Annotated in this window: 11 protein-coding genes and 2 pseudogenes; 7 read left to right on the top strand and 6 right to left on the bottom strand. The window is 67.8% G+C overall.

The features are described from left to right. The first annotated feature begins 137 nt into the window (after window positions 1-137). Genes G3I78_RS35000 through G3I78_RS34985 form a run of 4 tightly spaced genes read left to right on the top strand, consistent with a single transcriptional unit; the run spans window position 138 to window position 5,901 of the window. Window positions 138-1,436: an extracellular solute-binding protein gene (locus G3I78_RS35000; protein ID WP_164432199.1), complete on the top strand. Its 1,299-nt coding sequence runs from the start codon at window positions 138-140 to the stop codon at window positions 1,434-1,436. 50 nt (window positions 1,437-1,486) lie between these two features. Beyond that, window positions 1,487-2,371, top strand: a complete 885-nt coding sequence (locus tag G3I78_RS34995; RefSeq protein ID WP_164432191.1) for a sugar ABC transporter permease — start codon at window positions 1,487-1,489, stop codon at window positions 2,369-2,371. Window positions 2,372-2,377: 6 nt separating this feature from the next. Continuing rightward, window positions 2,378-3,277, top strand: a complete 900-nt coding sequence (locus tag G3I78_RS34990) for a carbohydrate ABC transporter permease (protein ID WP_164432189.1) — start codon at window positions 2,378-2,380, stop codon at window positions 3,275-3,277. Next, window positions 3,274-5,901: an alpha-L-rhamnosidase gene (locus G3I78_RS34985; protein WP_164432188.1), complete on the top strand. Its 2,628-nt coding sequence runs from the start codon at window positions 3,274-3,276 to the stop codon at window positions 5,899-5,901. The genes G3I78_RS34990 and G3I78_RS34985 overlap by 4 nt, the downstream gene beginning before the upstream one ends. A 147-nt stretch (window positions 5,902-6,048) precedes the next feature. Here the strand turns inward: G3I78_RS34985 and G3I78_RS34980 are convergent, their stop codons facing one another. The 3 genes and pseudogenes from G3I78_RS34980 to G3I78_RS34970 all read right to left on the bottom strand — a co-directional run. After that, complete coding sequence (locus tag G3I78_RS34980) at window positions 6,049-6,918, bottom strand: alpha/beta hydrolase (RefSeq protein ID WP_164432187.1); 870 nt, start codon at window positions 6,916-6,918, stop codon at window positions 6,049-6,051. Between the two features lie 106 nt (window positions 6,919-7,024). Further along, window positions 7,025-7,168: pseudogene (locus G3I78_RS34975) on the bottom strand (zinc-binding dehydrogenase); the annotation flags it as partial. Between the two features lie 456 nt (window positions 7,169-7,624). After that, a pseudogene (locus tag G3I78_RS34970) lies at window positions 7,625-8,027 on the bottom strand (helix-turn-helix domain-containing protein); the annotation flags it as partial. Window positions 8,028-8,120: 93 nt separating this feature from the next. On the opposite strand from G3I78_RS34970, the gene G3I78_RS34965 reads away from it, so the two are divergent. Next, the gene (locus G3I78_RS34965) at window positions 8,121-8,615 is read left to right on the top strand and encodes a PaaI family thioesterase (protein WP_164432186.1); all 495 of its coding nucleotides are present in this window, start codon (window positions 8,121-8,123) and stop codon (window positions 8,613-8,615) included. A 314-nt stretch (window positions 8,616-8,929) separates the two neighbouring features. On the opposite strand, the gene G3I78_RS34960 is transcribed toward G3I78_RS34965, so the two are convergent. Both G3I78_RS34960 and G3I78_RS34955 read right to left on the bottom strand, forming a co-directional pair. After that, window positions 8,930-9,991, bottom strand: a complete 1,062-nt coding sequence (locus G3I78_RS34960) for an alkene reductase (RefSeq protein ID WP_164432185.1) — start codon at window positions 9,989-9,991, stop codon at window positions 8,930-8,932. A 1,123-nt stretch (window positions 9,992-11,114) separates the two neighbouring features. Further along, window positions 11,115-11,717, bottom strand: a complete 603-nt coding sequence (locus G3I78_RS34955; protein WP_164432184.1) for a TetR/AcrR family transcriptional regulator — start codon at window positions 11,715-11,717, stop codon at window positions 11,115-11,117. A 165-nt stretch (window positions 11,718-11,882) separates the two neighbouring features. Here G3I78_RS34955 and G3I78_RS34950 point away from each other — a divergent pair, with 165 nt between their 5' ends. Beyond that, window positions 11,883-12,596 (top strand): SDR family oxidoreductase, encoded by a 714-nt coding sequence (locus G3I78_RS34950; RefSeq protein WP_164432183.1) that lies wholly within the window; start codon window positions 11,883-11,885, stop codon window positions 12,594-12,596. Between the two features lie 274 nt (window positions 12,597-12,870). After that, window positions 12,871-12,999, top strand: coding sequence for a hypothetical protein (locus G3I78_RS52980; protein ID WP_275424879.1), 129 nt, complete (start codon window positions 12,871-12,873; stop codon window positions 12,997-12,999). A 41-nt stretch (window positions 13,000-13,040) separates the two neighbouring features. On the opposite strand, the gene G3I78_RS34945 is transcribed toward G3I78_RS52980, so the two are convergent. Beyond that, window positions 13,041-13,265 (bottom strand): hypothetical protein, encoded by a 225-nt coding sequence (locus tag G3I78_RS34945; RefSeq protein ID WP_164432181.1) that lies wholly within the window; start codon window positions 13,263-13,265, stop codon window positions 13,041-13,043. Window positions 13,266-13,270: the final 5 nt, after the last annotated feature.

The raw sequence follows: 13,270 nt of genomic DNA, 5'->3' as shown, positions 1-13,270 counted from the left end.
CGGTTGACGTCCCGGCAGCGCTCGGGCGCGGTTCGGAAACATCCGCGACAGATCCTTGACACATCCCAGAACGCATCGTACGTTCCCGGCATCTCTCCATTGAAGCGTTTCAACGCACTGCGCGCCGAGGAGCACCCGTGCACAAGACCCTCAGAACCCGCCGTATCGCCCTTGTGGCGACCGCCGCCACCTCGAGCCTGCTGCTGAGCGCCTGCGGCGGCGGCACTGGCTCGGGCAGCGACGTGAAGACGTTCTCGCTCACCATCAACGACGACAACCACATCGTGCAGCAGGAGCTCACCGCCCTGGGCAAGGGCTCGTGCGCGGCGCAGGACAAGGCTCTGCCGCTGAAGATCCAGACGCTGCCGATCGGCAACGTCGACCAGAAGGTGCAGCTCCTCGCCGGCCAGAACGCGCTGCCGGTGCAGTTCGCGGCGGGCGGCACCCCGCAGCTCACCAAGACCCTCGACAAGGCGGGCCAGGTCCTCGACCTGGAGAAGACGCTCAAGGACCTCGGGGTGTGGGACGACCTCCAGCCGGCGGCCGTCAAAACGGTTGAGAACCTGTACGGCAAGTTCAATGTCATGCCCTATCAGTTCAACATCGAGGGCATCTGGTACAACAAGAAGCTCTTCGCCGACCACAAGATCGCTGTTCCGACGACCTACGACCAACTGGTCGCGGCAGCAGCGAAGTTCAAGAAGGCCGATGTCACCGCGTTCTCCGCAGACGGCAAGGACGGCTGGCCCCTCACCCGCCTGGTCAGCGGCTACCTCTACAGGGATCTCGGCCCGGACGCCCTGCAGGCCGTGGCGGACGGCAAAGCCAAGCTGACCGACCCCGCCTATGTGAAGGCCGCGCAGGCCATCGCCGACCTGGGCAAGGCCGGCTACTTCGGCAAGGGCGTCGGCTCGATCGACTACGACACCGCGACCCAGCAGTTCCTCACCGGCAAGGCCGCGATGTTCTACATGGGCAGCTGGGCGCTCGGCGACTTCAACGACAAGGCCAAGAACAAGATCGGCGCGGACAACGTCGGCTTCATGCCGTTCCCCACCGTCGCGGGCGGCAAGGGCAGCGCGGACCAGATCCCGGCCAACGTCGGCCTCCCGGTCGCCGTCTCCGCCAAGTCCTACAACGCCGAGGTCGGCGACTGGCTCTCCTGCATCACCAAGAACTACGGTGCCGCTTCACTCAAGGACCAGGGCACGGTCTCCGGGTTCAAGCCGAACGGTGACACCGGCACCCTCCCGCCACTCACCCAGACCGTCCAGGACACCATCTCGAAGACCACGACCAGCACCCTGTGGTTCGAGGCGCTGTTCAACACCAAGGCCACGGAGACCAGCCAGACGAACGCGGCGCCGCTCGTCACCGGGTCCCTCTCCGTCAAGGACTTCATGCAGAAGGTCCAGACCGACCTCGACAACGGCTGACCCTGCCGCACCACCGCCGTCCGCACCGAACCCTTCGTGAGAGAGCCGTCATGCGTTCAGTTCTGGGAGACCGCCGCGCCATCGCCGTCCTGCTCGGCCCGGCGCTGCTGGTCTACACCCTGGTGATGCTGGTACCGATGGGCTGGTCCCTCGGATACACCTTCTTCAAGGGCAACGTCATCGAGGGCTTCACCTTCGGAGGGTTCGGCAACTTCACCAAGCTCTGGAACGACCCGCAGGCCCACTCGGCGCTGTGGTTCACCTTCAAGTACGCGATCGCCGTCAGCGCCGGGCAGGTCCTGTGCGGCTACCTGCTCGCCCTGCTCTACGTGTTCGTCCTGCGCAAGTCGTCCGCAGTGGTCCGCACCCTGGTGTTCTTCCCGGTGATCCTGCCGACGGTCGCCGTGGCCCTGATGTTCCAGAAGCTCTTCGCCGTCGCGCCGCAGAACGGCCTGGCCAACGTGGCCCTGGAGGGGCTCGGCATCCACCACGGCGACTGGTTCGCCGGCGCGGGCGGCTCCTTCATCGTCCTGGTCGTCATGGACGTGTGGCGCTCCATGGGCTTCTACGGCGTCCTCATCTTCGCAGGGCTCCTGGACATCCCCGACGAGACGCTGGAATCGGCGCGGTTGGACGGCGCGACGGGATGGCGGCTGATCCGGCACATCGTCCTGCCGCTGTCCGCGCCGGTGCTGCTGTCGTCGGTGGTGTTCAGCATCAACGGCACCTTGAAGGTGTTCGACTCGGTCCTCGCCCTGACGAACGGCGGGCCGGGCAGCGACACGACGCCCCTGACCCTCTACATGTTCCGCACCGCGTTCTCCTACGGCGACTACGGCTACGGCAGCACCATCGCCTCGCTGCTCACCGTCGTCTGCCTCGGCGTCACGCTCATCATCTTCCGCTTCTCGCGACGCGACCTGACCAAGGGCTGAACTCCCATGACCGACTCCATGACGGCACCGCCGCCGCGGGTACTGCCGGCCTCACTCCGGTCGGGCCCCGCCCGAGGACGGGAACATGCCCGGCGCCTGACGCGGAACCTGCTCATCGCACTGCTGGTGGTCGTCGAGGTGGCGCCGCTGCTGTGGCTGCTGCTCAGCTCCTTCAAGACCCAGTCCGAGTTCGTCAACGACCCCGCCTGGTCGCTTCCGGGGAAGTGGGACTTCCACAACTACGCCGACGCGTGGACGACCGGGCACGTCGCCCTCTACATCCGCAACAGCCTCCTGGCCACCGCGCCCTCGCTCGCCCTCATCATCGTGCTCGGCACCGCCGCGGGCTTCGCCCTGGAGGTCATGATCTGGCGCGGACGCCACCAGGTCCTCCTGGTCTTCCTGCTGGGCATCATGGTGCCCAGCCAGATGATCCTGCTGCCCCTGTTCCGCGTGTACTTCCAGAGCGGGCTGTCCGGGACCATGTGGCCGCTGATCGTCACCTACACCGCGGTGGGCCTCCCGCTCACCGTCTTCATGATGGCCACCTACTTCCGGGCGGTCCCGCGCGAGATCTTCGAGGCCGCCACCCTCGACGGGGCGAGCATGCTCACCGCGTTCTGGCGGATCGGATTCCCTGTCGTCCGCAACGCCGTCTTCACGGTCGCGCTGGTGCAGTTCTTCTTCATCTGGAACGACCTGCTCGTCTCGCTCACCTTCACCACGAATGATGACCTGCGCACCATCCAGGTGGGGCTGCTCAACTTCACCGGGCAGTACGGCGAGACGGCCTACGGCCCGCTGTTCGCCGCGATCAGCACCAACGTCGTCGGCGCCCTGGTCCTCTATCTGCTGATCAACCAGCGCATCATCAAGGGCCTGACCGCAGGGGCGGTCAAGGGATGAGCCACGAGCTGATACCCGTGGTGGCCGCGCCGACCGCGGAACATCACCGGGAGCCGTTCGGCATCGGCGAGTCATCGCCCCGGCTCTCCTGGAAGACCACAGCACCCGCCGGCTGGACACAGCAGGCGTTCCAGATCGAGATCGCCCGGGCCGACGGAACGCACCGCACGGACTGGGTGGCCTGCGAGGACTCCGTGCTCGTCGACTGGCCCCACCGGCCGCTGGCGTCACGGGAACGCTCCGAGATACGCGTCCGGGTCCGTGGGGCCGACGGCACAGCCAGTGACTGGAGCCCGGCCCTATGTCTGGAGACCGGACTGCTCGAGCCGGCGGACTGGACGGCCCGCGCGATCTCGCCGCGGGAATCGAACGAGCCGGAGCGGTCCGACGTTGAGCGCCGCCCGCCGTTGCTGCGCAAGGAGTTCGCCGTCGGCTCGGACGACGTGGAGCGCGCGCGGCTGTACGTCACCGCCCACGGCCTGTACGAGATCGAGATCAACGGCCAACGGGTGGGCGATCACGCCCTCGCGCCCGGATGGACCAGCTACCACCACCGGCTGCGCTACCAGACCCACGACGTCACCGACCACCTGCGCGCGGGTTCCAACGCCATCGGCGCGTGGCTGGCCGACGGCTGGTACCGAGGGCGGCTGGGCTTCGGCGGCGGCCACGCCGACCTCTACGGCGACCGCCTCGCCCTCATCGCCCAACTGGAGATCGTCCACCGCGACGGAACCGTCACCGTCGTCGGCACGGACACCTCCTGGCGGGCCGGGCGGGGGCCGCTGCTCTCCTCGGGGCTCCTCGACGGCGAGACCTACGATGCGCGGGGCGAACTGCCCGGCTGGTCGAGTCCCGGGTTCGACGACGGCGACTGGTCGTCGGTGGACATCGTCGCCCGGGATCCGGCGACCCTGATCGCGCCCACCGGCCCGCCGGTGCGCTGCACGCAGGAGATCACCCCTGTCCGGGTGACCGCTCTCGACGGTGACCGGCTCCTGGTGGACTTCGGGCAGAATCTCGTCGGCAGAATCCGCGTCACCGTGTCCGGTCCGGCCGGGCACATGGTCGTCATCCGCCACGCCGAGGTGCTCCAAAACGGAGAGCTGTGCGTCCGCCCCCTGCGCGACGCCGTCTCCACCGACCGGTACGTGCTGCGCGGCACGGGCCCCGAGACCTGGGAGCCGCGCTTCACCCTCCACGGGTTCCGCTACGCCGAGATCACCGGCTGGCGCGGCGGCGACCCGCACCGCGATCTCGTCGCCCGCGTCCACCACACCGACATGGCCCGCACCGGCTGGTTCGAGTGCTCCAACGAGCAGGTCAACCGCCTGCACGAGAACGTGGTGTGGAGCCTGCGCGGCAACTTCGTCGACATCCCCACCGACTGCCCGCAGCGTGACGAGCGGCTCGGCTGGACCGGCGACATCCAGATCTTCGCGCCCACCGCCGCCTTCCTGTACGACTGCCACGGCATGCTCGCGTCCTGGCTGCGCGACGTCGCCGCTGAGCAGCACGACGATGGCACCGTGCCTTGGTACGTACCGGCTATCCCCGGCGGCCCGCAGTGGACACCTGCCAGGCCTGGTGCCGGCTGGGGCGACGTGGTGACGCTGACCCCGTGGGCCCTCTACCAGGACTCCGGCGACGCTGGGCTGCTGGCCGCCCAGTACGACAGCGCACGCCGCTGGGTCGACCTCATCAGCCGACTCGCTGGCCCGTCAGGTCTGTGGAACGACGGCTACCAACTCGGCGACTGGCTCGACCCGTCCGCACCTCCAGAGGATCCCGGTGCCGGCCGCACCGACCGCCATCTCATCGCCACCGCCTACTACGCCTGGTCCGCGCGGCACACGGCGTGGATCGCGGGCGTCCTCGGGTTCGAGGAGGACCGGCGCAGCTACGAGGAGCTCGCGCACCGGGTACGCCAGGCGTTCATCGACGCCTATGTGCTGCCTTCCGGCCTGATGACCAGCGACACCCAGACCGCCTACGCCGTCGCCCTGCAGTTCGACCTGCTTCCCGACCCAGCAGCCAGGATTGCCGCGGGAGACCGCCTGGCCGAACTGGTCAGCGCAGGCGGGCACACCATCCAGACCGGCTTCATCGGCACACCGCTCGTGACATCCGCGCTCAGCGCCACCCACCACGTCGACACCGCGTACACCCTGCTCCTCCAACAGGAGTGCCCCTCCTGGCTGTATGCGTTGAAGCACGACGCCACCACCATCTGGGAACGCTGGGACAGCATGCTGTCCGACGGCACCGTCAATCCGGGTGAGATGACGTCCTTCAACCACTACGCCCTCGGCGCGGTCGCCCAGTGGCTGCACACCACTGTCGCCGGGCTGAGCGCCGCCTCACCCGGCTACCGCGACATCGTCTTCCGCCCACGGCCAGGAGGCGGCATCACCTGGGCCGGCGCCGCCCACGAATCACCGTACGGCCGTGTTGCCATCCGGTGGGACCTGCATGCTTCGGGTATCGAGGTGCACACGACGGTACCCATCGGGACAACAGCACGGATCGAGTGGCCCGATGGCGCCGTCACCGTCCTCGCGACCGGAACCACCACCACATGGCGACCGGAGGCCACACCGGCCGGTCACATCCCCCCGCCATGACTGAGCCGGGCCACCGTGCGCGGGGTCTGACCCGCTGACGCCCGTCCGCCTGGCGCCGTCCGGCGCCGGATGGCCCAGCGTACTGCTGGTCGGCGGGCGTCAACTCGATGGCCATGAGTCCCCACTCCTGTGACAGTCGCTCAGGCTTCAGGATTCGAGGAATGCAAGCGCCCGGGGCACGAAATCGTCGTGACGCTGGAAGACACCGCCGTGCCCGGCGTCCGGGTAGAGGGGGATGAGTTCGCTGTGGGGCAGGCGGGCGGCCAGGTCGAGTGTGTTCGGGCTGGGCACCATCCGGTCGTTCTCGCCGTTCGCCACCAGGACCGGTTGGCGAATGACCGACAGGTCCGACGGCGCCTGGCGGCCCCATCGCTTGATGGCCCTCAGCTGCGCGCGGAACGACGGCAGCGAGATGTCCTTGTCGCGATCGTGTGTGCGCTCCTTCAGCCGTTCCAGGAAGTCACGTCCGGCCTGCCGGCCGCCTGCGGTGTCGGTGAAGAAGAGAGAGAGCTTGGGGTCCTGACGGGTCAGGGCGCCCTTGAGTGTGGCCCGGATGGTGAGTGCCGGGACCTTGTCGATGCCGGCGCCCCCGGCGGGGACGGTGCCGGCGAGGATGACCTTGCGGACGAGGCGCGGCTCTTGCGCCGCGATGACCTGCGCGACGAAGCCGCCCATCGACAGGCCGAACAGATCGACCTGGTCGAACCCGAGAGCGCGGATGAACAACACGGCGTCGCGGGCCATCGCCTCGATCGTGTCGGGTGTGGCGCCGCTCGATCCGCCCACCCCGCGGTTGTCGAAGGTGATGACCCGACGCCGTGCGGCGAGTCCGTCGACGACGCGCGGGTCCCAGTTGTCCAGCACCCCGGCCAGGTGAACCAGGAGGATGAGCGGTACGCCTTCCCTGGGACCGAGTTCCCGGTAGGCGAAGTCCCCGCCGCGAAGGGACACGGAGCGGGTCGTCGCGTTCTTGTACGACGCCGTCGAGGGGGAGGGGGAATTCCGCGGTGTGCTCATGTCCGGATCCTTCTGTAACGGGTTTCAGGATGCTTTTCGTGCCGCGGGCGGTGTCGGGTCGTTCCGGTGTGCGGGAGGGCCCTGACGCCATCGTGACGACGACCTGGCCCGCCGTTGCGCGGCCCGCTTCGAGGTACTCCAGTGCTTCCCGGGCCGACTCGAACGGAAAGACAGCGTCGACGACAGGGCGGATCTTGCCGGCCTCGACGAGTGGGGTGAGTTCGCGCAGCTGGTGGCCGCTGGTCTTCATGAACAGGATGCTGTTCGTCCCGGACTCCCCGAGGGGGCAAAGGTATTAGATTGCGATCGTAATATTAAGCGCTCCGGTCGTTGGACCGCAAGTAGGGTCGTCCCTCTCGGGGAGCCTCGCCCGTGACGGATGCGTGGCTGATTCGGAGAGGCCCCGGGCGTCGGCCGAGCGACCGCCTTCGAGGTCGCGCGGAGGCGTCTGGCTTCTGGCGCGAGGAGTTGGCGCGATGGGGTCAAGCGGTGTGCCGATCAGGTGTAACGGGGCGGCCTGTGGGGAGGCCGGTTCGAGGTTGTGGCGCACGCGTGCTCGACGCCCAGCAGTGCGAGAGCGTTGTGGATGCCCTGCTCGAGGAGTTCATCGGCGAACGGCTGGAGGCGATCCGTGATCTGAGGGTAGGGCCAGCTGATGCCCCATCACTCTCTGGCTTGCGCGTTCCGCAAGGTGGCTTACGACCGGGGGCCGGGCGCCAGGTCCCGGCCGGGCGATGACTTCCCCGGAGGCGAGGGTGACGTGCTCTCTTGGGCATTCGACGACGACGCGGACCGGAGCGTCACAGTCGGTGTGGCGCACGCCCAGGACGTGGCCCTCCGGGCCGGGAGTGTGGGTCGGGCGACATTCGGTGCGGGAACGGTTGCCGGGCTCCTGGTAGGAGACCGTCTTCAGGGTGCCGGCCGAGGTCAGCTTCCGGGGGCGGTGGCTGAGGACGGCTTCCGACAGGCCGGTGTGGCGGTGAAGGTCGTCGAAACGGCGGACTCCGCTGAGGGTGTCACGCAGGATCAGCGGCGTCCATTTCTCCCCGGCCGCGTCGAGCGTGCACTGGACGGGGCAGTCCTCCGGGGCTCGCCTCAAGCCACTTCATCCCATCACGGTTAAGGCCCGACTTCGCCGTTGACAGTCGGCTGATCAAGAAGCTAGGTTCATTAAATAAACTCAGATCGGGAGGTGCTGGACCGTGGGACGCACACGCACGTATCAATGGGACGATCCTGCGACCCTGGCGGAAGCCGCCGGACGCATGGCCGGCATCGACTTCCTGCGCGCGCTTCGGACAGGCGACTTGCCCGGGCCGCCCATCAACTACACCCTCGATTACACCCTGGACGAGGTGGAGTCTGGCAGGGTGGTCTTCTCTCTGACGCCGGGTGAGGAGCATTACAACCCGATCGGCAGTGTGCACGGCGGCATCTTCGCCACCTTGCTCGACTCGGCGGCGGGCGCGGCCGTCCACTCCACCCTTCCGCAAGGCGTCGGGTACACCTCACTCGACCTGACGGTGAAGTTCCTCCGGCGGATCACCGTGGACACGGGCGCAGTGCGCGCCATCGGCACAGTTGTCAGCAAGAGCCGTCAAACCGCCCTCGCCCAGGCGCAGTTGGTCGACGCGGACGACCGTCTGCTCGCCCATGCCACCAGTAGCTGCATGCTCTTCCCCGCGCCTCCCTCTTGAGGTGACCTTCAGAGCCTGTCTCCCCCTGGCCGGGAGGAGGCGCAGGCTCTTGGCGGCGACCGGTGAGTCGGACCTGGCCCGCGACGCCTCGGCGTCTCACCCCTCGTCGCTGTTGACCTGCGCAGAGTGATCTCTGTGCAGCGATGCCGTACTCCCTCGCACTGCGGCGCAGAACGCCGCAGTGCGAGGTGAAACGGCTGCGGCGCACGTCGGTGGCGGCCAGTAACTCTTCGGGACCGCCCGCCGCCGTGCGCCGCAGCCATATGCATCGAGGTGCCCGAGGCCGGTGACTCCCTCGGGCACCTCGCCTATTGTCAGGCAGCGTGGGTGGGGTAGTCGGTGTAGCCCTCGGCGCCGCCGCCGTAGAAGGTGGCGGGGTCGGGGGTGTTCAACGGGGCGCTGGCGCGTACGCGCTCGACCAGGTCGGGGTTGGCGAGTGCCATCGAGCCGACAGTGATGACGTCGGCCAGGCCGTCCTCGATGTCCTTGGCGCGGGTGGCTATGTCTGTGCCGGCCCGGTTGAGGAGCAGCGTGGTCGGCCACAACTTGCGCAGGGTGTGCAGGAGTTCGTCGTCGCCGCCGTGGGCGATGTGCAGGTAGGCGAGGTTGAGAGGGGCGAGGGCGCGTACAAGTGCCGGGTACAGCTCGTGGGTGTCGCTCTCCGCTATGTCGTTGAAGGGGTTGCCGGGGGAGATCCGGAGGCCGGTGCGGCCGGCGCCGATCTCGTCGGCCACGGCGGTGGCGACCTCCACGGCGAAGCGGATGCGGTTGTCGATGGAGCCGCCGTACTGGTCGGTGCGCTGGTTGGTGTTGTCGGCGAGGAACTGGTGCACCAGGTACCCGTTGGCCGCGTGGATCTCGACGCCGTCGGCGCCGGCCGCGATGGCGGCCGCGGCGGCGCGGCGGAAGTCGTCGACCGTCGCGGCGACCTCGTCGGTGGACAGTTCGCGGGGCAGGGGCATGGGCTTGAGACCGGTCGCGGTGAACATCTCGCCTGCCGGCTTGATGGCGGAGGGGGCTACCGGCTGCCGGTGGTGGGGGGTGTTGTCGGGGTGGGCGATGCGTCCGGCGTGCATGAGCTGGATGACGATGCGTCCGTCGGCCTTGTGGACGGCGTCGGTGACCTTGCGCCAGCCGTCGATGTGCTCAACCGTGTAGATGCCCGGGGTCACGGGGTAGCCCTGGCCGTCGTCGGAGGGCTGGGTGCCTTCGGTGATGATGAGGGCGTGCGAGGCGCGCTGGGCGTAGTACTCGGCGTTCAACTCGGTCGGCACACCGTCCGGGGTGGACCGGTTCCGCGTCAGAGGCGCCATCGCCAGCCGGTGCGGCAGGGATATCTCTCCGACGACGGCCGGGTTCCACAGGGCGTTGAGCATGGGTGATTCCTCAGGTAATGAACGATGGATCGCCAAGGGGCGAGTGCGGGCACCGTGGGGACGAGGTCGCCGGGCCCTCCTGCTTTTGGGCCCGGCGAGGCACCCGTCACGCCTTGTGCCGGCCGAGCTGTCCTCAGCACGACCTGTAAATTATGATCATAATACTATGCGGCCGGATGTTCGGCAAGTAGGGCCCGGGCGAGTGGCGGAGGTGGTCGTGTTTTTGGCACGTCGCCGTTCGTGAAAGTCCTCTCGTAACTGGCGTGTTACGGGATCCTGAGGTGCTCTGAGGTGGATGTGGCGCCCGAATTGTGAGGTTCCGGCGGGCGGTGCCTGCCGCCCCCGGGGCGGGAAGACCGCGGCGAAGTGCCACACCCGTGTTTCGTCCTCGTGCCCGCGCTGTGTGACGAACTCGAAGCCCCGGTGCCGACAATCGCGGTCCCGGCCGCGACTGGAAGCGGGGGCTGACGCCGGTGCCCGCGCCCAGCACTGAGCGACCGGTGGGAATCGGCTACGCCCGCATGCCGACTGCCCACCCAGGAACTGGCGAGCCAACTCGAGGGCCGTCGCGTCCAGAAGGCCCGCCTGTGCCAGGCCGGCCTCGGTGAGAAGTGCACAAAGGTGCTGTGGGCCCTGGGAATCCGCCCCACCGGCCTGGTTTCCGAAACGGCTGGTCGCTGAATGACGATCGAGGAAGTGGCCTTGGCTGTGCGCACAGTTCGGTCGGGGCGGAGCGCCGGTACTGCTGGCGGAGTTGAAGGAGTCGATGCGGTCGCGCAGCGCACACGGTGACGTCTTCAGCTTCGCGGGCGGTCATGGTGGTCGAGGAGGCGTGCGCCCCACTGTTGTTCAGGGTGAGGCTGGTCGGAGCTGCTGCCGGGGCTGCTGAACGACGGCAGTTGCCCAGGCCATCGGCTGCCTGGGAGAAGGTGCTCAGCAAGGCGGCCGCGGAAGAACACCACGGCTGACACGCTGCGTCCGAGCGTACGAAAGCCGCCGCGGGGGCGCGAGAACATCACCGGCTCGGCTCGGCGTGGCCCCTGCTGTTGGCGGCTTCACTACGGCGACGCGCGTCTTGAGCTGTGCCTGCTGCTCGTTGATGGAGCCCGACCTGAGCCGTGCTTCAGCGAGGCAGTAGGACGGCAACCTGCCCTCGGATTTCGTGCATGAGCTCCTGGACGCTCAAGGTGATGTTTGGGCTCGCTGCCATGCTGAGGAACATCACGGCGGACACGATGTGTGCCAGCGTCGCGGCATCGCCCTCGGTGACCCGCTCGTCTCGGCGTATTACGGCGGCGATGGCCTCCTCGGTCTGCGCGACAATGGCGAGTGCTTCGCCGTGCCGCGGCTCTTCGGGGTTGCCGAAGGCCATCTCTCGCAGGTAGGTGCGTCCGTTGTCGATCTGGGTGCGGTTGCATTCCACGAGCGGCCGGGCGATTGCCAGCACCGCGTCCAACACGCCTGGGGTGCTCTCGGCGTCTGCCCGACCCTGCTCGAGCGCTTCGGCGTATTTGGTGTTCTGCACAAGCAGGAGAAGCTCGCCCTTGGTCTTGGCGTAAAGAAAAAGCGTCCCGGTGCCGATGTCAGCCTTGTCGGCGATCTCCTGGGTTGTGACGTCGTCGATGCCGCGATCGGCGAACAGCTCGCTGGCTGCAGCGATGATGCGGTCGAGCTTGTCCTGCTTGTTCCGCTCGCGCCGTCCGACCGGCTGGGAGGCGACAGGCATGACGGTGTCCTTCGGGTAGAATCTGACTGCGCTCAGTTATGGTTTCAGTCATTAACGCGTGGGCTCGAATGTGGCTCCGCTCATTCTCCCACGGCGAGGCAAGGAGCCGTTGGCTCCCTCTACGCGCAGCCACGCGCTTTACGGCCCTTGAAAGAAGGAACACCAATGCCCTCCCTCAATGGAGCAGTCGTCCTCGTGACCGGTGCCAACGGCGGCATCGGCACCCACTTCGTCCACGACGCCCTGGCCCGCGGCGCCGCCAAGGTCTACGCCACCGCCCGCTCCCCCCGCGCCTGGGACGATGAACGCATCGTCCCCCTGACTCTCGATGTCACCGACCGCGCGTCGATCGACGCAGCCGTTACCGCCGCGGCGGATGTCACCGTGCTCATCAACAACGCGGGCGCGAACCCGCCGAGCGCGAGCCTGCTGGACGTTACCGAGGCGGACATCCGGGCGAACATGGAGACGAACTTTTTCGGACCCGTCTTCCTCGCCCGCGCCTTCGCACCGATCCTCGCTGACAAGCCGGAGTCAGTCCTCGTCGACGTGCACTCCGTTGCCAGCTGGTACGCCTTCGGCGGTATCTACAGCGCGTCCAAGGCTGCGCTGTGGTCGGCCACCAACTCATTGCGCATCGAGCTCGCGCCCAAGGGCGTCCACGTGACGGGTGTGCACATGGGCTACGTCGACACCCGCATGGCTGCGCACGCTGACGGACCCAAGATGCTGCCGGCCCAGCTTGTGGCGAGGGTCTACGACGCTGTCGAGGCCGGCGAATACGAGGTCCTGGCCGACGAGTTGACCGCGCAGGTCAAGGCGGCTCTCAGCGGCCCGGTCGAGGCGCTTTACCCGGACCTGAGCACCACCAACGCCTGAGCCTGTTCTTCGGTCCCGACGTGATCTCTTCACGCCGGGACCCCATGATCCATGGCGCTCGAACGGCTGACTGGTGTCGAGGAGGCGTGCACCGGCGTAGTCGTTGAGCCGCCACGATACGGCGGTCGACCCGGCAGCAGCCCGATCAGCAGCGCGGCGCCGTCGTGGTTGAGGCCGACGGCGGTACCTCCGCGTCGAAGGGCGGCCTTGTCATTTCAGTGCCGACGCGACAGCAGACGCGTGGAATCGGCGTTGGTCATCACGCAGTGGTGGCGTGGCCGCACTGGTCAACAATGCCGGAGTGCCGGTCTCGAAGGCAGGGATCCTCGCCTACTCCGATGAGGACATACATCGGAAAAGCGGCGACGAATTTTCATCGTCCGCGATTCAAAAATCGGCCTGACGGCGTCGAACCAGCCGCTATGAGCGAGTTGGCGGATCGGGTCAGGGATGTCGGTGGCGGCGGGACCGATCCAGTCCCGCGCTGGGGGCGAGGCCTGATTCCAGCGGGCGCGGAACGTATGCGGTGCGCAGTCCGGTGGCCATCAGGCACATCTTCGGGCCGGCCTTGAAGCTGTGGATCAGTACCTCGGCGGACAGGATGGTGTCGAACGGCAGTCTGCCCACGCGGGCAGGGCGGATGAGCAGCGCGGTGCTGTCATCGGACAAGCTGG

It is taken from the genome of Streptomyces sp. SID13726 (genome assembly GCF_010548375.1).
Taxonomy (GTDB): Bacteria; Actinomycetota; Actinomycetes; order Streptomycetales; family Streptomycetaceae; genus Streptomyces.
The sequence above is the reverse complement of the archived record's forward strand: the minus strand, read 5'-3'. Positions and strand labels throughout refer to the sequence as shown.